Genomic DNA, 26,700 nt, shown 5'->3' with positions numbered 1-26,700 from the left:
GGACGACATCGCCGTAAAAAGCAGCTAAACCTCTGTTTTTTATATTTTTGTTTTGTGCCGATACTAATTTGGCGCACCAAAATACAAGAGGAAAAATGGATATTGCCTTGCACTTGCCCCACAACGTTAAAATCATCAAAGAAGCCTGCGCGTTCAAAACCTCACTAGCGTTTGAAGTTGACCGACCGATACAGGCCTGGCGCTGGATGGCACAAAGCCGTTGCGTACCCGATCATGCGGACTGGGTACGCCCGGAGGTTTCGGAATCCTGGCGCCGCTGTCTGGAAGAATACCAATTGCCTTTGGGCAATTACGCACGCTGGGATCATTGGCGTTTGATCACCGATTCGGAGCCGCTTATCCACCGCGCCGCTCACGATATTTCAGAAATGCTCCGGCATTTGGGGCATCAATTCGACGTGTTTTTGAAGGAAGCCGGCGTCATGTTGGTATTGACCGATGCCGACGGGCGCCTGTTACAAGTGTTGGGCGAAAATCCGTTTGCCAGCCCTTTCATGCTGAGTTTGTACGAAAAGCACAGCCGCTGGAGCGAAGCGGTGTTGGGTAATAACGGCATCGGCACCGCCGCGCAACTGAAAAAACCGATCGCCTTTCAGGGCATGGAGCATTTTGTCAGTCTGTTACACCCCTTCACCACGGTCGGTTACCCCTTGCTGGATGAGGACGACAACGTACAAGCCGTGATCGGCTTGATCAGCGATAGACAGGAAAGCATGAACTCGTTGTTCGCGTTCCTACATTTGTTGTGCGTATTGCTGAATACCAATCTGCCCTTAACCCAAAGTCCGGTTGCGCAAGCGCGGGTGTTGGAAAAAATCCCGTTCAAACCGGCCAAAAGGCCGCCCAGCCAATACGAATCAGCGATGTCCGAACAATTGACGGCCTTGGTGGATAAAGCTGTGAAACTGCAACGCCATAAGATTCCCATGCTGATTACCGGCGAATCCGGCGTGGGCAAGGATCATTTCGTCAATCTGCTGAAACACGCCGGACCGCGAAAGAATCAGCCTTTGATTGCGATCAACTGCGCGTCGATTCCGCATGACTTAATCGAAAGCGAACTGTTCGGTTACGAAGCCGGCAGTTTTACCGGCGCGCGGAGTGCCGGCAAACCGGGGAAGTTTCTGTTAGCCGACAAAGGTATTCTGTTTCTGGACGAAATCGGCGACATGAGTCTGGATTTGCAATCGACTTTGCTCAGAGTGCTGGAAACCTCGGAATTCACGCCAGTCGGCGGCAGCAAACCGATCAAGGTGGATGTGCAAATCGTCGCGGCTACCAACGTACCCTTGTTGGAAGCAGTCGAAGCCGGCCGTTTCCGCCGCGATTTGTATTATCGTTTGAATGGCGCACAAATTCATCTGCCGCCCTTGCGCGAGCGCGACGACAAGTTGGGCATCATTCATCACATCTTGCAGCGCGAACTGGCCAATCTGCCCAACCCGCAGGCAATCAGTATTTGCCCCAGCGTCATTGCCTTGATCGAGCAACACCCGTGGCCGGGCAATATTCGGCAGCTGATCAACGTCATCAGGGCGACGCTATACACCGCCGGCGACACGCTGATTACCCGGCAGGATTTGCCGTTGGATTTTGTCGAAGAACTCGGTAAGGTGCTGCCGGGTATCGACAATAAAACCTCGGACAACACGCTAACCTACCCGATACCGGCGGCTCCGGGCCGCGCGATGACGCTGGAAGACTGGGAACTGCACGGTATCAAAGCCAGCCTGCGGGAGTGTGCGGGCAATATTTCCTTGGCGGCGAAAAACCTGGGGATAACTCGTACTACGCTGTACCGGAAAATCGAGCGCTTCGGTCTGGATAAAATCGATTGGCGGGAGCATTCCAAGGTCGGCTAAACCTTGCGCTAATTCGCCGCGCATAGTTTTAAGCCGCGCGGGTCGCTGCTGGGCGCGTTGTGCGTTACAATCGCGAGTCGCACAACCGGTTGCTTCAAGAGAATAATAATGACACCCGCCGAATTTACCGCATACGCCCAACAAGGCTATAACCGCATCCCGATCTGCCGCGAAGTGCTGGCCGATCTGGATACGCCGCTCAGCGCATATTTAAAGCTGGCCGACGGCCCTTATTCCTATTTGTTCGAGTCCGTGCACGGCGGCGAACAGTGGGGACGGTATTCGATCATCGGCTTACCTTGCAAAACCCGCATTAAAATCAGCGGCCATAGCATCACGGTCGAAAAAGACGGCCTGGATACTCAAACGTTTGAGCACGCCCAACCGCTGGAATGGATAGAAGAATTTCGGCAGAACTACAACGTGCCGGACGTGCCCGGTTTGCCGCGTTTCAATGGCGGTCTGGTCGGTTATTTCGGTTACGAAACCATAGGCTACATCGAACCACGACTGCAACCCAGCGGCAAACCCGACCCTATCGGCGCGCCGGATATTCTGCTGATGGTGTCGCAAGACTTGCTGATATTCGACAACCTGTCCGGCAAAATGCTGTTGCTGACCCATGCCGATCCGTCGCAGGCCAATGCCTACGAGAACGCCAAAGCCAGACTCGACGAACTGGTGGTAAAACTGCGCGAACTGCAAGCCAATCCGCAAGCGCATCCGGCCGTTAAACACGTGCACGAACACGATTTTGTCTCCGGCTTTACCCAGCAAGGCTATGAAGACGCGGTGCGAAAAGCCAAGCAATACATCACCGACGGCGATTGCATGCAGGTGGTATTGTCGCAGCGCATGTCGATTCCGTTTAGCGCCTCGCCGCTGGATTTGTACCGGGCTTTGCGCTGCCTGAATCCGTCGCCGTATATGTTTTATCTGAACCTGGCCGATTTTCATATCGTCGGTTCCTCACCGGAAATTCTGGTGCGCCTGGAAGACAATGAAATCACTGTCAGACCGATTGCCGGTACCCGCCGTCGGGGCGAGACTCACGAACAGGACTTGGAACTGGAAAAAGACCTTTTGGCCGATCCGAAAGAAATTGCCGAGCATTTGATGCTGATCGACCTGGGCCGCAACGACACCGGCCGGGTAGCGAAAATCGGTAGCGTCAAACTCACCGACAAGATGATCGTCGAGCGTTATTCGCACGTCATGCACATCGTTTCCAACGTCACCGGCGAATTGCAGGAGGGCAAAAACGCCTTCGACGTACTGGCTGCCACCTTCCCAGCCGGCACCGTCAGCGGTGCGCCGAAAATTCGGGCGATGGAAATTATCGACGAACTGGAGCCGGTCAAGCGCGGCATTTATTCCGGCGCAGTCGGTTACATCTCCTGGTCCGGCAATCTGGATACCGCCATCGCCATCCGCACGGCGGTGATTAAAGATCAAACCTTACACATTCAAGCCGGCGCCGGCATCGTTTACGATTCCGTGCCGCGCAGCGAATGGGATGAAACAATGAACAAAGGCCGCGCGGTGTTCCGCGCCGTCAGCATGGCCGAAGCCGGCCTCGGAGGCAAAGCATGAGCGGCGTCAGATTGGTGATGGTCGACAACTACGATTCGTTCACCTACAACCTGGTGCAATATTTCGGCGAATTGGGTGCCGAGGTGGTGGTGGTGCGCAACGACGAAGTGACGGTGGATGACATCGAAGGGCTGCGCCCGGACAAGATCGTGATTTCCCCCGGCCCCTGCACACCCAAAGAAGCCGGTATTTCCGTGGAAACCATCCACCGCTACGCCGGCAAATATCCGATTCTGGGCGTCTGCCTGGGACACCAAAGCATTGGTTACGCGTTCGGCGGCAACATCATCCACGCTAAGCAGATCATGCACGGCAAGACCTCGCCGGTTTATCACAAGGATGCCGGCGTATTCAAAGGCCTGAGCAACCCGTTCACCGCCACCCGCTACCACTCGCTAGTGATAGAACAAACCAGCTTGCCGGATTGTCTGGAAGTGACAGCCTGGACCCAGGACGAAGCCGGAAATATCGACGAAATCATGGGCGTAAGGCATAAAACCCTGGATATAGAAGGCGTGCAATTCCACCCAGAGTCGATTCTGACCGAACATGGGCATGATATGTTGCGGAATTTTTTGGCGCGATGACTCCGACGGTCTTTAAAGAAGCGGGCTACCGCTTCTTTTTCTTCTCAAGGGAAGAACCTAGAATGCACGTGCACATCGTTTCCGAAGACGGCGAGGCCAAATTTTGGCTTAAACCGGAAATTGAGCTGGCAAAAAACTATCGATATTCCAGAAAGCAGCTAAAAGAAATCGAATCTTTAGTGGAGAAACATTACGATGAACTCATTAGCGCTTGGCAACAACATTTCCCCGGCTGAAGTGACACACATATCCAGTCACGGCGTATGGTTGCTGACTCGGACCGAAGAGTTATTCATGTCTTATGATGACTTTCCGTGGTTTAAAAATCAGCCTATCAATGCCATTCTCCGTGTTGAAGAGCCTTCACCCAATCATTTTTACTGGCCAGAAATGGATATCGACTTGACTGTGGAGATGATCAAACATCCGGAGAGATTTCCATTGCAAGCCAGTAGTCAGTCCTAAATTAACTGCATGACATCTCGATTTGCAATCCGTATCGACCGTTCATTCAAACTATCAAGGCACTACTTCGTAAAACATGGATGAGCTCTTTTCCTTGATTTGGGGAGCAATACATTGGCGATTTGTATTGTGCGTTCTAATCTCCATCGGCTTGGCGTTTTTTCTTTCATATTCTATCGAACCTTTTACATCGGGATATTGCGTGAGCTTAGTCGGTGTCGGAGCGCTCCTGGGCATATATTGGCAAGGAAAGGCTGGTTAGAACATGAAACTTTAGCCTCGCCACGCATTGACTTCCTTTAACCACTCTGTCGCCATCATCGGCGCTGGTCCTGCAGGTCTGATGGCCGCCGAAGTATTGAGCCAAGCCGGGCTCAACGTCACCGTTTACGATGCGATGCCCTCGGCCGGGCGCAAGTTTTTGATGGCTGGCAAGGGCGGCATGAATATTACCCATTCTGAATCGTTCGAGAGGTTTTTGTCCCGCTACGGTGCGAGGCGCGCCGAACTGGAACCGTTGCTTAACGAGTTTGCGCCGGACGCTTTGCGAGCCTGGGTACAAGGCTTGGGTATCGAAACCTTTGTCGGCACATCCGGCCGGGTGTTTCCCAACGAAATGAAAGCCGCGCCGTTGTTACGAGCGTGGCTGCACCGCCTGCGTTCCAACGGCGTACAGTTCCGCATGCGCCATCGCTGGCTGGGATGGACGAAAAATGAACTACGCTTCGATACGCCGGACGGCGAGCGGATTGTCCAGGCCGATGCGGTTATTTTAGCTTTGGGCGGCGGCAGTTGGCCGCAACTGGGTTCGACGGGTGTTTGGCAATCAATGCTAGCGCAGCGCGGCATCGCCGTTGAACCGCTAAAGCCGGTCAACTGCGGTTTTGAAATTGCCTGGAGTGACTATTTTCGCGAACGTTTTGCCGGCCAGCCGCTCAAGCCGGTTAGCATCTTATTCACAAATCAGAACGGCGAGACATTCAACCAGCAAGGCGAACTGACGATAGCCGAGTACGGTTTGGAAGGCGGCTTGATTTATGCGCTGTCCGCGCCGCTGCGTGATGAAATCGGCGCTAGCGGTTCGGCGGCTATACAGCTGGATTTGCTGCCGGATCGCAGTTTGGCAAACATCATCGACCGTCTAGCCAAGCCGCGCGGCAAGGACAGCTTGAGCAATTATCTGCGCAAACGTTTGGGTGTTAGCGGCGCCAAAGCCGCTTTACTGAGAGAAGCCTTGTCTGCCGCCGAAATGGATAACCTGAGCAAACTTGCCGAAACCTTGAAAGCACTGCCTATCACGCTAACGGCTACCCGGCCTATTGCAGAAGCGATCAGTAGTGCCGGCGGCGTCTGTTTCAATGAACTGGACCAACGCCTGATGCTTCGAAAGTTTCCCGGTGTATTTGTAGCGGGCGAGATGGTGGATTGGGAAGCGCCGACGGGTGGTTATCTGCTCACCGCCTGCTTGGCCACCGGTCGCACGGCAGGCTTAGGAGCCTTAGCTTGGCTACAGCAACAATGAGATGCAGGAGTTTTCGCGGTGGCTGTTGACCGAGTCCGTCCGCTTGAATCGCTCGGCTTTTTGAAAAATAAACGCCTGCTAAATAACCGGATCAAGGATGCCAACCGGCAAATACGAAAGTCAAATGACGGTAGGACAAAATGCCCGCCGAGGTGATCATTAGGCCAGTACAATTCGAAAAAAAGGGGTAGACGGAAGCTACCCCCAAACATCTTGCTTAGCTCGCGACTTTTGCAAATGATTTCATCATGCGGATAGTATTAGCCGACCGCAGTGAGGCGGCTGTGACCAATGCGCTGCCGAATAGCCAGAAAGCGCCCGGTAAAGGTACGCTTCCGCCGCCCCCGCTGCCGTAGTCATAACCGGAAACAGATGCGCTGGTATTCGCGGAAAAATTTCCGGTCCAGCCGTCTTTAAAGACCAAAGCGACAGACAAGACATCGGTTTCCGCAACGGGCGCGGAGCCGTTTGAAATATAACGGTTGATATTTTGGTTAACCGACCCGGAATTCCCGCCATTGTAATAACTCAAATTGAAGCTAATGTTGGAACTTGCCGAAGCGTTGCTCGACGTACCCACGTCTTCCGTCAAACTGTAATTCGCCTCAAAAAGTAAAAGCCCGCTACCTTGCACGGTGAAATTGCCGGACCGTTGGCTGTTGCTACTAGCGGATAAGCTATATGGAAAGGACCCGTCGATTAAAGCATTGGATTTTATTTCGCTAATCGATGTGGAGCTGGAAGCAGACTTGCTATAGCTTGATGTGGATACTCCTTCAGTGGCCATAGTCCCGGCGCTCCAATTTGCCACGCTGTCGTAAGCATTATAGTAGTAACCATAATTGACTTGGCTGTTGTCGCCCTGGTTACTCCAGGTCAAGGTCGGCAGGCCATTCCCGATATCGATAGCTGTAATTTTAAAGGTACTCCAGTCGATGGCCGCGCTCGCGGAAATCGTGGCCGCCCCAGCGGATTGCACGACGCAAAGAGGTAGCACCAGTAAACTAAACAGGTAAGTCTTAATGCAAGGTCGCCGAATCGGCTTAAAAAGGTGTTTCATGGTCGTTTCTCCATTGATTAACGGGAACAGGTTTTTAGCGCATCACCAAACGGCCAAAGGCCATTGTCATGCTTGATAAGACTAGCTAGCAGCATCAAGCCGCTTACTTGAAAAGCTAGTCTTAAGCGTCATTTAGCAGCTAAATTAGCCACCGTCAATTGCCATGGAGACAATACGGAATAATCAATGCGCAAAGTCAAAAAAACGTGAAATTTAAAAACCACCTTGGATTAAAACGGCCTTTTTTACCTACCAATAGCGATTCCCAGACACCTGATTTCAGTCCCACCGTCTGCTTTTTTGGCATGAGATACTCACCCGCCAAATGCAACGTTCGCGAGACCGTATCGACCGAAGCGGTCTCGGGATTTAGCGTCTTCCAGGTTTTCTATAATTGCCGGCGTTTGTTATCATCCCAGACTCGACGAATATACCGGCTACCCACTCCATGCAAATCCAAGCCACGCTGCAAAAACTTCTGGATAAACAAGACCTCAGCACCGAGGAAATGTGCGCTGTAATGCGTACCATGATGCAAGGCGAGCTGACCGATGCGCAAATCGCCGGCTTCTTGATTGCGTTGCGCTGCAAGGGCGAAACCATCGAAGAAATTGCCGCGGCGGTTAGTGTGTTACGCGAACTGGTCCGGCCGGTGCCGGTGCATGGCGAACACGTGATAGACACCTGCGGCACCGGCGGCGACGGCGCAAATACCTTTAATATTTCCACCACCGCCGCCTTCGTGGTCGCGGCGGCGGGCGGCAAAGTGGCCAAACACGGCAATCGGTCGGTATCCAGCAGTTGCGGCAGCGCCGATGTGCTGGAAGCCGCCGGCATCAACCTGGATATGCCCGCCGAACAAGTGGCGCAATGCGTAAATGAAATCGGCGTCGGCTTTTTGTTTGCCGCCAAACATCATAGCGCGGTGCGGCATACGGTGGGCCCGCGCAAGGAAATGGGCGTGCGCACCTTGTTCAATCTGATCGGCCCGCTCTCCAACCCGGCGAATGCGCCGCATCAATTGATCGGTGTGTTCGATAAACAATGGCTGGTGCCGGTCGCGGAAGTCCTGAAAAAACTGGGCAGCAAGCATGTGCTGGTAGTCCACGCGCGCGATGGTCTGGATGAAATCAGCATCGCCGCCCCGACCGACGTTGCGGAGTTGATAGACGGTATCGTGCACTGTTACACCGTCACCCCGGAACAGTTCGGCTTGCCACGCGCCAGCCTGGAAACCTTGTCGATTACCTGCGCTGCGGATAGCCTGGCGATCATCCGCGCGGTATTGAATAACCAGACCGGCCCGGCCCGCGACATCGTGGCCTTGAACGCCGGCGCGGCGATTTACGCCGCCGACTTGGCCGATTCCCTGGATGCCGGGATTCGGCGGGCGCATCAGGTGTTGGCGGATAGGAGTGCGTTGGGGAAGTTTGAGGCGTTGATTGGGTATTCTTAAATGCTGCCTCTCCAAGTCATTATCCGGTTGCCTTTAACTTAATAAAGGTATATTTTCTATACCATGATAACTTTTGAGTTTGACGAGGCAAAAAGTCAGGCAAACCTTCTGAAACATAGTATCAATTTTGTGGATGCCCAGTTGCTATGGAATGATCCGAGACTATTGGAAATTCCTGCAAAAACAGAAGACGAGCCGCGCTTTCTGGTAATAGGAAAAATTGGCGGCAAACACTGGTCGGCCGTCATTACTTACCGGTCTAGCAATATCCGATTAATTTCCGTTCGTCGTTCTCGCACCGAGGAGGTGAATCTATATGAAAGCTAAAGACTTTGAACAGCAGTTTGATGACGATGTGGATATTACCGCCGCGTTGGATACATCCAAGGCCAAGCGAATATTGCAAGAGCAGAAACGAGTCAATGTCGACTTTCCGACTTGGATGATTGAATCGCTTGACCGGGAAGCTGGAAAGCTTGGTGTGACCAGGCAATCCATTATCAAAGTCTGGCTTGCCGAGAGGCTTGAGAAGGTTGCTCAGGGTTATTCGTCGAATGAAGTGCGATAAATTTTAATAGCATAGGACGTGTTTTAGATTTTGTGTCGCTATCGCGAAGGCTGATTTTAATGTCGGGTCTCGGCCCGACAGCCGAGATACTTTCGCTACGAAAACCATCCTTGGTTTTCGCCCTGCGGGCCAGCCTATCGGCTGTTCAAATTCGTTCCTGACGAATTTGTGTTTGGCCAAAAGAAAGTATCCAAAGAAAAAGCCACCCCGATGCCGCTTGTATCCTGCGCTCCGGAGGGTTTGAGCGGGGTTGCCTGAAGGGGCTTCCCAGCCCCTGCATGCAACGCGACGCATCCATGCGTCGCCCCTATCGGGCTGATCCGCCCAAACTCTCCGGTGCTCGGCGCGCATAGGGGAATAACCTCACTCCTTGAAAACTAACAGGTTGGTGAAAAACCATATTCTGGACACTAATTCAGCAGGAAGAGGTCTTTATTTCGTATCAATGCGAACCTGGTGGTACTAAATATAGGCTCGATTTGTTGTAAAAAAGAGTTTTTCACCAACCTGCTAAAGGCAGCAGATAATTTTCAAAGCTTGGGTAAGTGTTCTGCTGTAGGATGCTGCCGACGTTAGGAGGCAGCATCATTCGCGAACGATGCGCTTCACTTTGTTCAGCACATCCTACGGTCCTAAATTAATAAACTTATATGTTTAATTCACTGGCTGCAATTGTTAATAACCCAAAAGTTAATGCTGCTATTACAATAATTGGTCTTGTTATTGGGGGTATCGGTCTACTTTTAACATTTTATTACACTAAGAAAACCGATATAGTATATCAATTAATTTCAGATAGCTATGTAATAGAAATAAAGGAAAAAATTAGTAAACTTGATGTTTTGTATGATGGCAGAAGCTTGAAAGAGAGCAATCAAACGTTAAGGATGATTGTTTTTAGCGTAACCAACTCAGGGGAGAATACAATTCGCATTGGGGATTACGATCAAAAACTTCCGTTAGGCTTTTCTTTCGACAATGGAGAAATACTTGAGGAACCGAAAATTTCTGGAAGCAAAGAGTATTTTTCTGAAAAATTAGAGCCGCACTTTTTATCAAAGTCTTCGGTATCATTTTCACCAATAATTTTGGAGCCTAGTGACTACTTCACTGTTACAGTCCTGGTGTTGGCTTCAGACAACAACCCCATGAAAATTATCCCAACAGGTGTTATTGCTGGTCTTGAATCGGGAAGCCCTAGGTTGCTTGATAATATTAAAAAAGAAGAAACTTTTTTTAATAAAGCAGTTAATGGAGGCTTCCTTGTTCAGGTCGCTAGGATGCCAATTTATACAATTGCATTTTTTGTTGCCTTAATTACTTTAAGCGGGTTAGTAAGCTTTCCACAAAGCATTGCTTTTTATCGAGAAGATAAAAGGTTTAGATGCAAAAGAATTGGCATTGTAAATAAATATATTTCTGTCAATAAAATAAAGTATAGCGCGGCTTTGGAATACATGTTTTTAGAGTATACCGATAGAAGATTGTTTTATTTTTCCGATACAGGAGATAAGCCTGGCAGTTTGTTTGATTTACGAGATTTGACCAATAAAATGACTGATTTATACTCAGGAATCGAACAAGTGCCCAACCCTGTAAAAGAAAAATTGGTTTCCCTTCTAGAGAGCCGAGGAGTTTGGCAAGCAGTGCTAAGGTTATGTAATGTACCTACACAGTTTGATGATCAAATCGCATTTGTTAAGGAATTACAATTCGAATTAAATAAGTTTGTTGAATATTTGATTCAGAATGATTATCCAATTTTATATTCAATGCGGGATGAGAGCGGGGTTCGGTTTTTAGAGCCTTATAGTGGAAAGCCGGACTTTAATTGGGAGTCATAGCAACTAGCCTGGTTGAAGAGTACCGGAATCCGGGATGGTTTTCTCCCCCTATGCCGCGCCGAGCACCGGAGGGTTTGGACGGATTAGCCCGTTAGGGGCGACGGCATGGATGCGTCGCGTTGCATGCAGGGGCTGGGAAGCCCCTTCAGGCAACCCCGTTCAAACCCTTCGGAGCGCAGGATCAAAGCGGCATCGGGGTGTCTTTTCTTTTGGATACTTTTCTTTGGACAAGCAAAGAAAAGTATCTCGGCTGTCGGGCCGAGACCCGACTTCAAATATAATTAGTCGCGATAGCGACACCACACACAAAACCAAACAATGACGAACAACACTCCCGACATTCTAAAAACCATCCTAACCAAAAAAGCCGAAGAAGTAGCTCGCCGCAAAAGCAATACGCCGCTGTCGCTACTGCAAGAACTAGCCGGCACCGTGCAAGGCCCACGCGGCTTTTATTCGGCCCTACGCAGCAAGGCAGACCAGAAAAAACCGGCGATTATTGCCGAAATCAAGAAAGCCTCGCCCAGCCAGGGCGTGATTCGCGAGAACTTCAAGCCGGTAGAAATCGCCGTTGATTATGCGTTCAGCGGGGCGACTTGCTTGTCGGTGCTGACCGACAAAGAGTTTTTCCAGGGCTCGGAAGCCAATCTGCAAATGGTGCGGCAAAATTGCCCGCTGCCGGCGATTCGCAAGGACTTCATGATCGATCCGTATCAAATCCACGAATCGCGCGCCTTAGGCGCCGATTGCATTCTGCTGATCGTCGCCGCACTGGACGACGCGATGTTGAAAGAACTGGCCGACACCGCCACCGGCTTGGGCATGGACGTATTGACCGAAGTGCATGACGCGGAAGAACTGGAACGGGCGCTAAAGCTGAACACCAATATGATCGGCATCAATAACCGCAACCTGCGTACGTTTGATGTATCGTTGCAAACCACGCTGGATCTGAAAAACACCATTCCGGCGGACAAGCTGATCGTCACCGAAAGCGGCATTCACACCCCGGCAGATGTGAAGTTGATGCAGGACAACGGCATTTATACCTTCTTGGTTGGTGAAGCGTTTATGCGCGCCGAATCGCCGGGGCAAAAAATGCGCGAGTTGTTTTTTTAGGTTATCTCTTGGTTTAGATTGATCCTGACAGCCGATTGGAAACAGCATTCGATCGGTCCTTGAGATAGTGAATCACTATCTCAAGGACGACGCAGAGCGTCCATGGCGGCGTTCCCACGCGAAACGTGGGAACGATGGCCGGGGTCAACATTACCCGCCCAATTTAATCTCACCAAAATACCGCGCCAAATCTATTCGTATCGGCATGAAATAGACATTCAGGCCATTCGCCGCCGCCGAGGTGATTACGCTGTTGGCAAATTGGACGTTCCAGTCGTAATCCGGCTGGAAACTCTTCGGAAACTTCACCTTATTTTTGACTTCCCAATAATTCATCGAGGCCTTGCTGGTGATGGGGCTGATGCCAATGTAGGTTTCCAGATGTTGCATATGTTCGGCGTAGATGTCGATCATGCGACTGTCATAGAACGGCTGGGAGAAAAACCCGCCGGCTCCGGCATCGACCTTGCGCTGAATGTAATCGCATTCATCCTGGACGCCGCTACGGTGCGGGTCGAAGCCGGCATAAATATGCAGGCTTGGGAAACGCTGACGCACAGCCCGAATCAAATCGACCACATCGGTATTGTAAAACGACCGCTTCAGCCCCTCCGGCGGATCGCCGGACACCAACAGAACACTGTCGAGCGCATAGTCTTCGATGATGCGGTAGAGTTCGCCGCTTTCGATTTTGAAATCTATCGCGCGAAAATGCGGAATAAAGCGGTATTTGCTTCGATCGACGCGGGTCGCTAATTCCCAGCTGCGGGTATCGAAGCGCTGGATATCAGGAACATTGATGATGTTGATACCTTTGTCCAGAGTTTGTACAAAGCCGTATTGCTGGTCGAAGGCCTCTAGGCTGCGAGGGACGATTTCAAACGAAATATTCATCGTGTGGCTGGGTAGTTAAAGAATTGACTGGAAACGAGCGCCATGCGCAAAGTATGGATTGTAACGCAGTAAAAACAAATCCCGGCGGACATGACCGACTTCTTTGGTCGAGCTTAAGCGGCTTACCCGTCGATTGCCGCGCGGGGTATTGCCTCTATTATTTTTCGGTTGCGGTGGGGATTTAGCCGCCTTGAACGTCTTACTCAATAGCCTCCCTATATTCATCAGATTTATTTAGCCATTCCCGCCCATCCCGAACTAATGCTCGCCAAACCCCGCCGCCCGATGTTATGGATTGTTTCAGCCCTATCGGCGCTATGGGCCGTAGGCTGCGAATCGCCTGCGCCTCGGGATGCACATGCTTTGGCGTTTCAGGCACCGCAAAACTGGAGCAGCAACGGCCACTTTGCCGAACCGGCCGCGACTGGCTGGTTGGCAGCGTTTAACGATCAGAATTTAACGATCTTGGTGCAGCAAGGGCTGAGAGATAACTTCGATTTAAAAAGTGCCACTGCTCGTGTCGATGCGGCCCGCGAGCAAGCCATTATCGCCGGCTCCGGCCGTTGGCCACAACTGTCGTTAACACCCGGCTATCAACGCGCAAAGACCAATATGGGCGGCGAAAGCAGCGAATACGGCGCGTTTACGGCGCTGTTCAACCTGAGCTGGGAGCTAGATGTCTGGGGCCGGATCAAGGCCGGACAACAAGCGGCTGAAACCGAAGCCGAGGCGACTGGCGACGATTATCGCGCCGCGCAATTATCGCTGGCGGCACGGATTGCCCAAGCCTATTTCGAATTCAGTGAAGCCCAATTGCAAGCGACGGTGGCGGCACAGTCGGTCAAAGACCGCGGCACCATTGTCGATCTGGTGCGCGGCCGTTTCAACAGGGGGTTGACCCGCGGCCTGGATTTGCGCTTGGTGCTGACCGATCTGGCGAATGCCGAAGCGCAGCTGGCGCAAGCCCGTAATGATGTGCAATTGTTGGGCAAGCGCCTGCAAACCTTGCTGGGCCGGTATCCGGGGAACGATCCAATCAGGCAAGAATTCGACGCTACATTTCGATTACCGCAGCCGCCGGAAACCTTGAGCGCCGGTTTGCCGGCCGAGCTGTTGGAACGCCGCCCGGACGTCATCGCCGCGTTCAAACGCTTGCGGGCCGCTGATTCCCGATTGGAAAGCGCCGAAAAAGCCTTGCTGCCGCGCGTGACGCTGACCGGTGCCGGCGGCGCCAGCAGCGCGGCCTTGACCGAGATCATCGACCCGCGCGCGGCGGCCTGGAATTTGGCCGCCGGCCTGGCGCAGCCGCTGTTTACCGGCGGCCGGCTGCAAGGCGAGATTCGTTATAACGAGGCTAAAGTCCAGGAAGCCTTTAACCAATACCAAAGCGTGGCCTTGAACGCCTTTCGCGAGGTAGAGCAAGCACTGGCCGCCGAGGCCTGGCTGCGCACCCAGGAACAAGCCTTACGCGAAGCCGTCGAGCAAACCGAAGCCAGCCGTAAGCTGGCGGTGTATTCCTACCGGCAGGGATTGATCGAAATCCTCACCTTGCTCGACAGCTACCGCAGCACCCTCAACGCCCAAAGCGCGCATTTGGCCGTGCAACGGCAATTATTGAACAATCGTATCAATCTCTATCTGGCATTAGGCGGTGGCGTTTGAATCCGCAAGTACTCAATTTAAAAATTCTGTTACCGATCCTGGTCTTGCTGGCGGCGGCCGGCGCGGCTTGGGCGATTATCGCCGCCAAGCCGCAAACCGTTCAGCAGAGCGCCGAACCGACTGCTCCCAAGGTCAACGTGGTCCGCGCCGAACCGCAAAGCCTGCGGCTGAACGTGATGTCGCAAGGCGTGGTGGCGCCGCGCGAGACTATCGATTTGGTGACCGAAGTCGGCGGCAAGCTGGTGCAAGTCCATCCGGCCCTGGTTGCCGGCGGTTTCTTCGCCGCCAACGAATTGCTGCTGACCATAGACCCGCGCGATTACGATTACGCCATCGTCACCGCCGAAGCCCAGCTGGCCGAGGCCCAGCGGGTCTTGATCAACGAACAGGCCCAAGTCGAGCAAGCGCATAGCGAATGGCAAGCGTTGGGCGAAGGCGAGCCGACTGCGTTGGCGCTGCGCAAGCCGCAATTGGCCGAGGCGCAAGCCAAGCTCAAAGCCGCCGAGGCCGATCTGGCCAAGGCCAAACTCAATCGCAGCCGCTGCGAATTGCGGGCGCCGTTTGCCGGCCGGGTACTGAGCAAGCAAGCCGGATTGGGGCAATATATTCAGGCCGGCGCAGCCGTGGCGCGAATTTACGCCAGCGATGTCGCCGAAATACGCCTGCCGATCGGCACCGAGCAACTGGCCTTCTTGGAACTGCCTTTGGGACAAAACGGCAAGGTCGGTCGCTGGCCGGCGGTGACCTTGCGCGCGGATCTGGCCGGCAAACCGCAAACCTGGCAAGGCCGCATCGTCCGCAGCGAAGCGGCGCTGGACGACAACAGCGGTCAGCTCTATCTGGTTGCGCAAGTCGCCGAGCCGTTCCGGGAAACCTCGGATAGCCCGCCCTTGCTGAGCGGCTTGTTCGTACAAGCCGAGATTGAAGGGGTGCGCCGCGACGGTCTGTTTGCGCTGCCGCGCACCGCATTGAACGGTTTGCAACAAGCCAAGCTGGTCGACGCTGAGCAACGTTTGGAAATTCGCCAGCTGCAAGTGCTGCGCCACGAAGCCCAGCGCGTCGTCGTCAAGGCCGGTTTAAATGCCGGCGAACGGGTAGTGGTGTCGGAAATGCCGGTGCCGGTGGCGGGAATGAAAGTCAACGCAGTCGAAGCGCAGCCTGAAGCCGCCCAATGACGTCAGCCAACCAGCGTTTAGGCCTATTGGCCTGGTTTGCCGGCAACCCGGTCGCCGCCAATCTGTTGATGCTATTGATCCTGACCGGCGGTGTGCTGGGCATCCTCGGCGTCGATAAGGAAGTATTTCCGCGTTTCAGCCCGCATAAAATTCAGATCGAAGCGGTTTTTCCGGGCGCCGGACCGGCGGAAGTCGAGGAATCGGTGTGCGTACCCATCGAGGAAGCCATCCACGATGTGCCTGGCGTCAAACATCTGCACGGCGAAATCAGAGGCGGTAGCTGCGAGATCGATGTGGAGGTGCTGCCGGACCACGACCGCAACCAGATGATGGCGACGCTGCAAAGCCGGGTGCAAGCCATTCCGCGCCTGCCGAAACAATTGGAAAAAATCCAGGTGTTGCCGGCCGACCGCGAGGACGACGACGGCGTGATCTGGCTGGCTTTACACGGCGCCACCGATGCTGCCACCTTGCAGCGTTACGGCGACCGGATCCAGGAACAACTCGCGGCGATACCCGGCGTCAGTAAAGCCCGCAATTACGGCGAGCTGGCCTACGAAATCGACATCGAAGTCTCGCCGCAACAATTGCGCAAATACCAACTGACGTTGGACGAAATGGCTCAAGCGGTGCGCAGGGCCTCGGTAGATCTGCCGGGCGGCCTGATCAAAAATCCGGACGGCGAGCTATTGCTGCGGGTCAGCGGCCGGGCCCGCGATGCCGACGCGGTCGGCGCCTTAATCGTCAAGACCTTGCCGGACGGCAATCGAGTGCGCTTGGATCAAATCGCCACCATTAAAGATGGTCTGGAAGAACGCTTGTGGACCTGGCATCACAACGGCCAGACCGCGCAGGGTTGGGAGATTCACACCGAGCAAGACAGCGTCGCGGTCGCGCGGCGCGTCAAGGCGTATGTCGAAGAGATGCGCACACAATTGCCGGAAGGCCTGCGCCTGATTACCTGGTGGGACGATTCGCAAGCTTACGACGAGCGCATCGGCACCTTGCTGGAAGACGGTTTGAGCGGTTTCGTGCTGGTCTGTCTGGTGCTGACCTTGTTCTTACGTTTACGAGTAGCGTTGTGGGCCGGCGTCGGCATTTTTACCTCGGTGCTAGGTGCGTTCTGGCTGATGCCGGCCCTGGATATTTCCCTGAACATGCTGTCCTTGTTCGGCTTTCTGTTGGCGATGGGGATTTTGGTGGACGATGCCATCATCATCGGCGAAAGCGTGCATAGCAGGCAGATTGAAGGCAAGGAGTCGCCATTACAGGCCACGATACAGGGCGTGCGGGAAGTGGCACTGCCGGTCAGTCTGTCGGTGTTGATCGTCTTGGTGGCGTTTTTGCCCGGTCTATTTTTGCCCGGCTGGGCCGGACAGATGATGCGGCCGATTTGCCTGGTGATGATCTTGACGCTGGTATTCTCGCTGGTCGAAGCCTTGCTGATTCTACCGTCGCATCTGGTCGGCGACACCGACTCAAAAGCAAACCCGAGCCGCTTACAACGCTTGCGCGAGCGCATGAATCGGGGCTTGGATCGTTTCGTCGTGCGCGTTTATAAGCCTTTACTGGAAACCGCGCTGGCCTGGCGCTATTTGACCGTCGCGATCTTCATCGCGCTGCTGACTATCTGTGCGGCGTTGGTGCTCAGCGACCGGGTGCGGCAATCGGTCAATCCCGATGTCACCAAGGACAGCTTTTGGGTATCGATGAAGCTTCCACAGAGTGCGCCGTACAGCGAGACTCAGGCATTGGCGACCCAGGTGGAAAAAGCCTTGTTTGCCTTGCGCGACGAGCTGGACGGTGTCGCGCAAACCGGTCAACCCGCCGCCGATAGCGTTGCCGCCGCCCATGCCAACGACGATAGCGTCATCGTCGGCGTGGAAACCGCGATCTGGGACCATGGCGCCGGCATCTGGCTGGAGTTCTCGGCGGAAGGCCGCAAGCGCTTGAAAGTGGAGCAGTTCATCCGCGACTGGCGGCAACGGATCGGCGACATCGGCCGCGGCAAGGTCGATTTTATTTATAAGGAAGGCGACGTACCTTACGACATCGAGTTGAATCTAGGCGCCGGCGACCCAAGCCTGCTGCAACCCGCCGCCGAGCAACTTAAAAAGATACTGGAAGCCTTTCCCGGCGTTTACGATGTGATCGACTCGTCCGAACCGGGCAAACCGGAAGTGCGGCTGGCGCTGAAGCCGGAAGCCGAACGCCTGGGCTTGCGCCTGGAACAAATGGCCGAGCAAGTCCGCCAGGGTTATTACGGCGAGGAAGTGCACCGCTTCCTGCGCGGTCGCCGGGAAGTAAAAGTGATGGTGCGCTATCCCTTGGAACAGCGGCAATCGCTGGATACACTGAAGGCGCAACCGGTACGCCTACCGAACGGCAGCAGCGTGCCGCTAAACGATCTGGCCGAGATCAAATTGGTGCAAGGCTATTCCCGGTTGAACCGCGAAGACCGGCATCGGGTGTTGAAGGTACAAGCCCGCGTCGATCCGACCAAGGCCGATGTCAACGGTATTTACGCCGCGCTGGAAAACGGCGCCTTGCCGCTTCTGGAGCAGGCGTTTCCCGGCTTGAATGTGCAAATCGGCCAACAGCGCCAGGAACAGGAAGCGATGCTGGCGGCCTTCGGCAAAAACACCTTGATCGCACTGTTGGTGATCTATGCTTTGATCGCGGTGCCGTTTAAATCTTACAGCAAACCGCTGATCTTTCTGTTGGCAGCGCCGGTGGCCTGGAGCGGCGCAGTGCTGGCGCATTGGGCGGCCGGATTGCCCTTGTCGATGGAGTCCTTGGTGGGCATGATCGCCGCCAGCGGCGTGGTGGTGAACGACAGCCTGGTGCTGCTGGATTATATTCGTCAACACGGCGACGAGGATACCTCGGTGGAACACCTGATCAGCGCCGCCTGTGTTGCGCGGTTTCGCCCGATTTTGCTGGCCTTTCTGACTAACTTTGCCGGTTTTTTGCCGACGCTACTCGAGACCAGCCAGCAAGCGCAATTCCTGATTCCGATGACCTTGTCGCTGTCGGCCGGCCTGCTGATCGGCATGGCCGCCAGCTTGATTTTGACGCCGGTATGTTATGCGATTTTGGGGGCCAGGCGACAAGCAGCATCGATGTGAAAACCAAAGCTGTAAGTTTGGCTAGATGCCTTGGTGGAAGTGGGATTTTCGCAGGTACCGATGTTGCCACCGCTGCCTGAATTATTAACCCGGCCCTTAAATACCGTTCGCCTTTATGCCCTTGAGGGTATTGAGATTCTATGGTTTTCGTCAAGCTGCATTGTTGAGGCAAGCAATTTTCTGAGCGTCAAATCGGGCATCGGCTTGTTGCCAAAGCGAGAATGCGATGCGTAATAATTTTCTGGCGATAATCACTAGCGCCTGAGTTGCCGAGAACTCTCTGGCTCTTAACTCTTGGTAATAGGGTTTCCACACAGCCGTTTTGACGGCTGCCTGGGCGCAGTTGTATAACAGCCGTCTCAGTTCACCCGGTCTCCGTTTGGATACGCGTCGGCGGCCCCGCTTTTGGCCTGAGTCACAGGCTCGGGGATCCAGCCCGACAAAGGCTACTACGGCATCGCTGCGGCTTAACGGGACCCGATCAAACAAGACAGCCAGCTGTGTTGAGGTTTGCCGGCCAATACCCGGTATGCTCTCAAGACGTCGGGCCTCGGCTTTCAGTGCAGGCTGCAAAGTTAATAAGTCATCCAGTTGCTGATCGATATGCTTGAGCAATCCGTCCAAGGCGGCCACGGTATCAATGAGTGGCGCTTCAAGTTCCTTCACGCTTCGCAAGGCTTTTTGCAGAGCTTGACGATGCTTGACGACCGTCGCACGGCGCCGTTGCAGTAAAGTCACTTGGTGCTGCATCGCCGAAGCAGGTTGATAGGGACGTAAATGACCCCGTTCAGCGGTGATAAATCGCCGGATCATTTGGGCGTCCACTCGATCCGTCTTGCCCCGTCTGCCCAAACCCAGGGCATAATGGCGCATATCCCGTGGGTTCAGCACATAGACGACCATGCCCATCAATACCGCTTGCTCTGCCATGAGTTGATGATAATCGCTGGTGGCTTCCAGGCCAATATAACTCCCGGTCGGTAACGTCTTCAGCCAGGCATTGATGGCCTCTGCCGTATTGGCAAGCGTCAACAAACCCTGCTCTGAATCTATCACCAGTTCATCTTTTGCTACATCGATACCGATCAACATTTCGCTTGTCATACGTCCTCCACCTGTTGAAAAATAAGAGAGTCGGGGTGGTGCGTCTGCCGAGTAAGCTTGTGCACAAATCGGCGGCCTAACCGCTAGATTCTTCATCGACTCTGGAAGACGCGATGGGATGATTTCTCAGTGAGGTCTGTCTTAGCAGATGCTTGTCGATGTCCCTCCATCCCGACAACCAAAGTCTCCCCGATTCTCTTAACCTTTACCATACAAGCCTGTCGATGTGCGCACCCGCCTGGGCTCCGACGAGCTCAGCCCGAACGGAATAGCAGTGATAAATTCAGGTCCGGGTTAATAGCGGCTGATTCGCGTTGTAAGGAAATCCAATCACGCCGGTGCTATGCTGAAGGTACGGTGGCAGCGACGGGGCTTTTCAACTACTACCATCATAGCTTTGGGGAGGTCTGAAAAAATTGTCATCGTTGTGTATGCGCGGATCTAGTAATGTGATTGCAAAGGGCTCGCGCTTTCTGGGGAGCGGCGATTGGGTATTGTTATAAATTACCTTGGGGAAAGGTCGGCGCCGCTCAGTTTTTCCGTTCTTTTTTAAATTAGCCACTCTGTTCTCAGAATTTTTGGGCACGTTGTTCTTTACTTTGTCGTCAGTATTACTAGCCTGTGCCTGCCAATTTTGAGAATGGGTACAGTGATCTTTTCATGCACGGGAGTCCACCATGAACAAACAGACATTCATCGCATCCGCTGTCATCACTACTTTAGTGGGTTGCGCCACACCACCGATTGAACAGAAAGCAACAATCGAAAATGATTTGAGTACCGAATTACCCGCCTCAGCCGCCGGCATATCTGCAGAGCCTTTGTACTTTTCTTCGCAACAAGAAGCCGAAGGCGCTTTGATCGGTTATAACTACGGGCTGACCCTGCTTGCCGATGGCCGAGTTCAAGCATTCGTCTCCGGTTTAAATGGGTCGGGCATGGAAAACCCATTCGACGTGGTTAGGGCAAAAGCGCAAAGTTCGTCAGCCAAAATTACCGACTTGGCCGAGGCGGAAACTGAAATGGCATTTCCGCAAATTACGCTAACCGAGAAAAAGAACGGCCAGGCAGCTATCGACGCATTGGGCGATAAGCTGGGGGATGTGGCTAAAGCCTACGACATGTCCAGCGAGCGCCTGGAAGATATATTGCGCACCGATGCGTCGGCCTGGATCGATGAAAGCGGCCGCCTTCTCTATATCGACGAACATACTAATGTTACTCAGGGGCAAGGCGAACAAGAAACCGCCACGGTAAACAGCACAGGCAGCGGCGTGGCGAGCACGGCAACGGCCGACCCGTTCGCCCTGCACAGCAAGCCAGGCTCGAATCGCGTTATCTATTTGGATTTCAACGGCCATGTAGCAACGAATACGGCGTGGAGTACGACTGCGCTTAATGCCCAAGCCTACGATATCGACAGCAACCCAAGCGCTTTCAGCAGCGCGGAATTAAATAACATTCGCGAGATCTGGCAGCGCGTAGCTGAAGACTACGCGCCGTTCGATGTTGACGTTACCACGCAGGAACCCGTTTTGGACGCCCTGAGACGCACCAGCACCAGCGATGTGCAGTACGGCACTCGAGTAGTCGTTACCCGTTCCATGCCGCAACTTTGCAACCAAACTTGCGGCGGTGTGGCTTACGTTAATGTGTTTTCATATTATTCAGCCGCCTATCCGGAGCGCTATCGGCCCGCCTGGGTATTCTTCGACAAACTGGGCAACGGTTATCCCAAATACGTTGCCGAAGCCGTATCGCACGAAGTCGGGCATAACTTGAACCTCAATCATGATGGCAATGCCTCCACCGGCTATTATGCCGGCCACGGTAGCGGTGCAACCGGCTGGGCGCCAGTCATGGGGGTGGGTTATTACAAACCTGTCGCACAATGGAGTAAAGGCGAGTATCCGGGCGCTAACAATCTACAGGATGATCTTGCGGTGATAAATGCTGCGGGTGCTCCAGTACGACCCGATGACTTCCCCGATACAACAGCCAGTGCGGCACCATTGGCAGGCGACGCCAGCGCTGTTTTGCAAAATGGCATCATCGAACGCACGACGGACGCCGATATTTTCGTGTTTTCAACCGGCGGGGGAAGCGCGCAGTTCAATGTCACCCCCGATGCAGTAGCGCCCAATTTGGATGTGTTATTAAAGTTAATTGACGCGCAAGGCAATACCGTGGCCCAAGCCAATCCGGTGGACAGCTTGGCGGCATCCTTAAGCGTTTCGCTCAACGCCGGAAAATATTTCCTGAAAATCGAAGGGGTCGGTAAAGGCGACTTAACTACTGGCTACTCTGACTACGGCAGCCTCGGTCAATATCAAATTACCGGCAATTACCCCATTTTGGCTGCGGTGCCACCCGCAGCAGTCATCACGGCTCTGCCAACTGTCGGCGACGCACCACTCAATGTGACGCTGAATGGTTCCGGCTCCAGTGCTAGAAACGGCTCGATCTCGTCATACGCATGGAATTTCGGCGACGGTTCCGCGGCAACTAGCGGCGCATCGGTCAGTCACATCTACAACACCCCTGGTGCCTATACCGCAACACTGACCGTTACGGATAGCAGCGGTTTGAAAACCAGTACTTCGCAAAGTATTCAGGCGGCACAAAGTGTCGTGGCAATGAATATGAAAGTTGCAGGTACCGTGATGACTCGAAAATTGTTAAGCGGAGGTAAATCGCAATGCGTTGCTAACATTACCGTTAAATCCGGAACAGCATCAGTTATCGGTGCCAGCATCTATGGCACTTGGAGCGGTTCGGTGGCCTCGGGTACGACAAAAACCAATGTGACCGGAGCGAGCTATTCCATTAGCGGCACAAAAGGCTCGGCTGCCCTGAGCAGTGCGCCGCTGCCCAAAAATAGCAAGGGTACCTGCGCGTTTACCGTCACCAAGGTCGTCAAGAATGGCTACTTGTACGATGGCAGTGGTGCCATTTCACGCAGTTTGTCCTGGTAAATTAATGCTCGGGGGCGGCTGATTCTTGGCCGTCCCCGGCTTATTTCGGAGTTATCCCGGTTGACGATAATTGATTCGAATCGGGATAGCCTTACAAACATTTCCACGTCTGCTTGCATTCCCTGGCTGCTTATCCCTCCTCTCCCAAAAGATTCTGTTGCCTGGTTCAACAACAAGCCTTCAAATCGCCGGCTCTGCGTAGCCACGTAAACTGCAAAAGACGCGCAAGCCCCTCCCGCGCTAAAATTCCCCTATTGTGCGGCGTCGCACTCAGCCAACTTTTTACCATCATGCTCAATTTCAAAAACATCGCCATCCGTCGCGGCAACCGTTTGCTGTTTAGCGAGGCCTCTTTCACGATACATAAAGGCCAAAAAATCGGTCTGACCGGGGCCAATGGCGCTGGCAAATCCAGCCTGTTCGCGTTACTTCGCGGCGAATTACATGCCGACGAAGGTGATTTTTCCATGCCGCCGAATCTGGAAATCGCTCATGTTGCTCAGGAAACGCCTGCTTTGGAATGTTCAGCCATCGACTATGTGCTGGACGGCGACAGAGAGCTGCGTGCGTTGCAGGCAAAGTTACATAAGGCCGAGCAAGCGCATGACGGCATCAAATTGGCGGAGCTACATGCGGCCTTGGATCATGTCGGCGGTTACACGGCCCAGGCTCGGGCGTCACGTTTGTTAAACGGCCTGGGTTTCAGCACTGAGCAGGAAAGCCGGCCGGTCAGCTCTTTTTCCGGCGGTTGGCGCATGCGGTTGAATTTGGCGCAAGCGCTGATGTGCCGCTCCGATGTGTTACTGCTCGACGAACCCACCAACCACCTGGACTTGGACGCGGTGATTTATTTGCAGGATTGGCTCAGCAAATATCCCGGTACTTTGCTGTTGATTTCCCATGACCGCGATTTTCTGGACACCATCACCGACCATATCGTCCACATCGAGCAGAACCGCGCCGAAATATACACGGGCAATTATTCAGCCTTCGAACGCATGCGCGCCGAAAAACTGGCCCAACAACAAACCGCCTACGAAAAACAGCAGCGTGAGATTGCCCATATCCAAAGCTTTGTTGATCGTTTCAAGGCGCAAGCCACCAAAGCCAGACAGGCGCAAAGCCGTATCAAAGCCTTGGAGCGGATGGAGCTGATCGCTCAGGCCCATGTCGATTCGCCGTTCGGTTTCAGCTTTCCGCCGCCGAAAAAAATGCCCAATCCGCTGCTAAAAATCGAAGAAGCCGACATCGGCTATGGCGATAAAGTAGTGATTAAAAACGCCAGCCTGTCGATTGCGCCGGGCGACCGTTTCGGTCTGCTCGGGCCCAATGGCGCCGGCAAGTCCAGCTTGATCAAAGTACTTTCCGGGCAAATGCCGGCATTGACTGGTAAGCTACAAACCGCTCAGGATTTGCATATCGGTTATTTCGCTCAGCATCAACTGGAATTGCTCAATTTGGAAGAAAGCCCGCTTTGGCATCTGCAAAAGTTGGATAAGCAAGCTACTGAAAAGGATTTGCGCAATTTTCTGGGCGGCTTTGATTTTCGCGGCGACAAGGTCAACGATCCGGTCGGACCGTTTTCCGGTGGCGAAAAAGCCCGCTTGGTGCTGGCCATGTTGGTTTATCAAAATCCCAATTTGTTGCTGTTGGACGAGCCGACCAACCATTTGGATTTGGAAATGCGCCACGCTCTGAGTGTGGCCTTGCAGGAATATCAAGGTGCTCTGGTCGTGGTGTCGCATGACAGGCATTTACTGCGCTCGGTGACCGACCAACTGTTGTTGGTGGCCGGCGGCAAGATGCAGCCATTCGACGGTGATTTGGACGATTACAAGCAATGGCTTGCCGAGCAGAAAAAAGCGGGCGACGAACCGGTCGCGAACGACAATGCCGGCGGGGTGTCGCGCAAGGATCAGCGTAAACTCGATGCGGAGCGGCGGCAGCGCTTAAAACCGTTGTTAGACGCGGTGAAAAAAGCCGAAACGGCGGTAGAAAAGTTTCATCAGCAACAGCGCGATCTTGAAGAACAATTGGCCGATCCGGCTATTTATGCCGAGGAATACAAGGAACAATTAAAGCAGTTACTGAGTCGGAAAGGCCAAATCGATAGCGCGCTGGAACAGGCAGAAATGGATTGGCTGGCAGCGGAGGAAAACCTACAACAAGCGGAGTGATCATGTACCAACTGATGGTGTTGTTTTTTGAGATTTGCATTATGCGCAAAGGGCCACAGGATGTGCCGGCGTCGCCTTGGCTAGTGCGGCTGATGTTCATACCCTATTTGCTGGTTAATCTACTGATTTTGTTGTTGGACAGCGATTGGGCGCATGCTTTGCTGCAAATCAGCGCGGAGACCGTATTAATGGTCGGTTTCTGCTATCCGCTTCTGTATTTTTCCGGGAAAACCGCCCGTTTTCCGCAAACCCTGACGGCATTATTGGGCTCTGATGTGGTGATTAGTTTGTGCGCCATTCCGGCGGTCGCCAGCCTGAATACCCAGATCAGCCAGGTGGCATACATTGCGATGATCGTGCTGATGGGCTGGCATTGGTTGGTCAATGGCAATATTTTCCGGCATGCCCTGGATAGACCGTTATTGTTCGGCTTGGCGCTGGCTTTTTTATATATACTCATTTCCACACAAGTGATGACCTTGTTGTTTACCGAGATTGCCGCTAGCGATTAGGAGGATGTATGACGATTTATAAACATATTTTATTGGCTGCCGATTTTTTTGAACATGGCGGTCAAGTGGCCGAAAAAGCCAGGCAAATCGCCGCGCAAAACGCTGCCCAGCTGAGCTTGGTACATGTGGTCGATAATTTGCCGATTACCGATCCCGCTTATGGCCCCATCATTCCATTCGATGTGGATTTGACCCAGGAATTGATGGAGGCCACCAAGAAACGCCTGCACGAGCTGGGCGAGAAACTACAGGTTCCCGCCGAACGCCAACATCTGGAAATGGGTAGCCCTAAACTGGAAATCGTCCGGGTAGCAGAAGAAATTCAGGCCGATTTAATCGTCGTGGGTTCGCACGGCCGTCATGGTTTTGCGTTGTTGCTCGGCTCAACAGCCAACGGCGTGCTGCATCATGCCAAATGCGACGTACTAGCGGTGCGATTAGCGGATGATTGAGCTGGTTTTGGGCGGCGCCCGTTCCGGTAAAAGCCGCTATGCCGAGCAACAAGCTTTGGCGTCCGGTATGCCGGTGGTGTACATCGCCACCGCCGAAGCGGGAGATGACGAGATGCACAGCCGCATCCAGCATCATCAACAGCGCCGTCCGCAGCACTGGCTAACCGTTGAAGAGCCTATCGCATTGGCGGATGTGATTGGCGAATACGCCGGCAAACAGCATTGCTTATTGGTCGATTGCCTGACGCTTTGGTTGTGCAATGCGTTATTCGACAAGCAAGGTAATCTGCAAGAACAGCGCTATCAGCAACAAGCCGATGCCTTATGCGCGGCGTTGGCTGCCGGTCGGCAACGTGTGATCTTGGTCAGCAACGAAGTGGGCCTGGGCGTTGTAGCCGCCGACGCGATGACCCGCCGATTCGTCGATGAAGCCGGCTTTTTACATCAAAGACTCGCGCAATTTAGCGACAAGGTGGTGCTGGTGACCGCCGGTTTGCCGCAAATCCTCAAAAACGTCTAATTTC

The 26,700-nt window shown here is 53.6% G+C and carries 22 protein-coding genes; 19 read left to right on the top strand and 3 right to left on the bottom strand.

What is annotated here, in order from left to right:
• Positions 1 to 95 precede the first annotated feature (95 nt).
• The 6 genes from ACR64Q_RS21615 (at position 96) to ACR64Q_RS21590 (ending at position 6,050) form a co-directional block, all read left to right on the top strand.
• Entirely contained in the window at positions 96 to 1,883 is a 1,788-nt protein-coding gene (locus ACR64Q_RS21615) for a sigma-54-dependent Fis family transcriptional regulator (RefSeq protein ID WP_026602859.1), read from the top strand.
• Between the two features lie 108 nt (positions 1,884 to 1,991).
• Positions 1,992 to 3,476 carry an anthranilate synthase component I gene (gene trpE / locus ACR64Q_RS21610; protein WP_313733112.1) on the top strand — a complete coding sequence of 495 codons (1,485 nt, stop codon included), beginning with the start codon at positions 1,992 to 1,994 and terminating at the stop codon, positions 3,474 to 3,476.
• The gene (locus tag ACR64Q_RS21605; protein WP_026602857.1) at positions 3,473 to 4,063 is read left to right on the top strand and encodes an anthranilate synthase component II; all 591 of its coding nucleotides are present in this window, start codon (positions 3,473 to 3,475) and stop codon (positions 4,061 to 4,063) included. Before trpE ends, ACR64Q_RS21605 begins: the two co-directional genes overlap by 4 nt.
• 62 nt (positions 4,064 to 4,125) lie before the next feature.
• Positions 4,126 to 4,299, top strand: a complete 174-nt coding sequence (locus ACR64Q_RS21600; protein WP_197026970.1) for a DUF4160 domain-containing protein — start codon at positions 4,126 to 4,128, stop codon at positions 4,297 to 4,299.
• Positions 4,259 to 4,528, top strand: a complete 270-nt coding sequence (locus ACR64Q_RS21595) for a DUF2442 domain-containing protein (protein WP_081733824.1) — start codon at positions 4,259 to 4,261, stop codon at positions 4,526 to 4,528. Before ACR64Q_RS21600 ends, ACR64Q_RS21595 begins: the two co-directional genes overlap by 41 nt.
• A 289-nt stretch (positions 4,529 to 4,817) precedes the next feature.
• Positions 4,818 to 6,050 (top strand): TIGR03862 family flavoprotein, encoded by a 1,233-nt coding sequence (locus ACR64Q_RS21590; RefSeq protein WP_313733110.1) that lies wholly within the window; start codon positions 4,818 to 4,820, stop codon positions 6,048 to 6,050.
• A 217-nt stretch (positions 6,051 to 6,267) separates the two neighbouring features.
• Here ACR64Q_RS21590 and ACR64Q_RS21585 read toward each other — a convergent pair whose 3' ends face one another.
• The gene (locus ACR64Q_RS21585) at positions 6,268 to 7,110 is read right to left on the bottom strand and encodes a hypothetical protein (protein ID WP_026602855.1); all 843 of its coding nucleotides are present in this window, start codon (positions 7,108 to 7,110) and stop codon (positions 6,268 to 6,270) included.
• A gap of 448 nt (positions 7,111 to 7,558) precedes the next feature.
• On the opposite strand from ACR64Q_RS21585, the gene trpD reads away from it, so the two are divergent.
• The 5 genes from trpD to trpC all read left to right on the top strand — a co-directional run bounded on the left by trpD (position 7,559) and on the right by trpC (position 12,097).
• The gene (trpD, locus tag ACR64Q_RS21580; protein WP_313733109.1) at positions 7,559 to 8,566 is read left to right on the top strand and encodes an anthranilate phosphoribosyltransferase; all 1,008 of its coding nucleotides are present in this window, start codon (positions 7,559 to 7,561) and stop codon (positions 8,564 to 8,566) included.
• A 63-nt stretch (positions 8,567 to 8,629) separates the two neighbouring features.
• Positions 8,630 to 8,893 (top strand): BrnT family toxin, encoded by a 264-nt coding sequence (locus tag ACR64Q_RS21575; protein WP_313733108.1) that lies wholly within the window; start codon positions 8,630 to 8,632, stop codon positions 8,891 to 8,893.
• Positions 8,883 to 9,134 carry a type II toxin-antitoxin system BrnA family antitoxin gene (brnA, locus tag ACR64Q_RS21570; protein ID WP_313733107.1) on the top strand — a complete coding sequence of 84 codons (252 nt, stop codon included), beginning with the start codon at positions 8,883 to 8,885 and terminating at the stop codon, positions 9,132 to 9,134. Before ACR64Q_RS21575 ends, brnA begins: the two co-directional genes overlap by 11 nt.
• Positions 9,135 to 9,784: 650 nt before the next feature.
• Complete coding sequence (locus tag ACR64Q_RS21565) at positions 9,785 to 10,978, top strand: hypothetical protein (protein WP_313733106.1); 1,194 nt, start codon at positions 9,785 to 9,787, stop codon at positions 10,976 to 10,978.
• Positions 10,979 to 11,296: 318 nt separating this feature from the next.
• Positions 11,297 to 12,097, top strand: coding sequence for an indole-3-glycerol phosphate synthase TrpC (gene trpC, locus ACR64Q_RS21560; protein WP_313733105.1), 801 nt, complete (start codon positions 11,297 to 11,299; stop codon positions 12,095 to 12,097).
• A gap of 150 nt (positions 12,098 to 12,247) precedes the next feature.
• Here trpC and ACR64Q_RS21555 read toward each other — a convergent pair whose 3' ends face one another.
• The gene (locus ACR64Q_RS21555; protein ID WP_313733104.1) at positions 12,248 to 12,991 is read right to left on the bottom strand and encodes a methylenetetrahydrofolate reductase; all 744 of its coding nucleotides are present in this window, start codon (positions 12,989 to 12,991) and stop codon (positions 12,248 to 12,250) included.
• 261 nt (positions 12,992 to 13,252) lie between these two features.
• On the opposite strand from ACR64Q_RS21555, the gene ACR64Q_RS21550 reads away from it, so the two are divergent.
• Genes ACR64Q_RS21550 through ACR64Q_RS21540 form a run of 3 tightly spaced genes read left to right on the top strand, consistent with a single transcriptional unit; the run spans position 13,253 to position 18,956 of the window.
• Entirely contained in the window at positions 13,253 to 14,653 is a 1,401-nt protein-coding gene (locus tag ACR64Q_RS21550) for an efflux transporter outer membrane subunit (protein ID WP_026602848.1), read from the top strand.
• Entirely contained in the window at positions 14,650 to 15,828 is a 1,179-nt protein-coding gene (locus ACR64Q_RS21545; protein ID WP_313733103.1) for an efflux RND transporter periplasmic adaptor subunit, read from the top strand. The genes ACR64Q_RS21550 and ACR64Q_RS21545 overlap by 4 nt, the downstream gene beginning before the upstream one ends.
• Positions 15,825 to 18,956: an efflux RND transporter permease subunit gene (locus ACR64Q_RS21540; protein ID WP_026602846.1), complete on the top strand. Its 3,132-nt coding sequence runs from the start codon at positions 15,825 to 15,827 to the stop codon at positions 18,954 to 18,956. Before ACR64Q_RS21545 ends, ACR64Q_RS21540 begins: the two co-directional genes overlap by 4 nt.
• Before the next feature lie 150 nt (positions 18,957 to 19,106).
• Here ACR64Q_RS21540 and ACR64Q_RS21535 read toward each other — a convergent pair whose 3' ends face one another.
• Positions 19,107 to 20,060, bottom strand: a complete 954-nt coding sequence (locus ACR64Q_RS21535) for an IS110 family transposase (RefSeq protein WP_313733102.1) — start codon at positions 20,058 to 20,060, stop codon at positions 19,107 to 19,109.
• 677 nt (positions 20,061 to 20,737) lie between these two features.
• Here ACR64Q_RS21535 and ACR64Q_RS21530 point away from each other — a divergent pair.
• From ACR64Q_RS21530 to cobU, 5 genes are all read left to right on the top strand, one after another.
• The gene (locus ACR64Q_RS21530) at positions 20,738 to 23,035 is read left to right on the top strand and encodes a PKD domain-containing protein (protein WP_313733101.1); all 2,298 of its coding nucleotides are present in this window, start codon (positions 20,738 to 20,740) and stop codon (positions 23,033 to 23,035) included.
• Between the two features lie 290 nt (positions 23,036 to 23,325).
• Positions 23,326 to 25,212 (top strand): ATP-binding cassette domain-containing protein, encoded by a 1,887-nt coding sequence (locus ACR64Q_RS21525; protein WP_313733100.1) that lies wholly within the window; start codon positions 23,326 to 23,328, stop codon positions 25,210 to 25,212.
• Between the two features lie 2 nt (positions 25,213 to 25,214).
• Positions 25,215 to 25,724, top strand: coding sequence for a hypothetical protein (locus ACR64Q_RS21520; protein ID WP_026602842.1), 510 nt, complete (start codon positions 25,215 to 25,217; stop codon positions 25,722 to 25,724).
• A gap of 8 nt (positions 25,725 to 25,732) precedes the next feature.
• Positions 25,733 to 26,176, top strand: coding sequence for a universal stress protein (locus ACR64Q_RS21515; protein ID WP_026602841.1), 444 nt, complete (start codon positions 25,733 to 25,735; stop codon positions 26,174 to 26,176).
• Complete coding sequence (cobU, locus tag ACR64Q_RS21510) at positions 26,169 to 26,696, top strand: bifunctional adenosylcobinamide kinase/adenosylcobinamide-phosphate guanylyltransferase (protein WP_313733099.1); 528 nt, start codon at positions 26,169 to 26,171, stop codon at positions 26,694 to 26,696. The genes ACR64Q_RS21515 and cobU overlap by 8 nt, the downstream gene beginning before the upstream one ends.
• Positions 26,697 to 26,700 lie beyond the last annotated feature (4 nt).

The sequence above is a fragment of the Methylomonas sp. 2F7 genome, from assembly GCF_057126975.1.
This window is presented reverse-complemented; position numbering and strand designations above follow the sequence as displayed.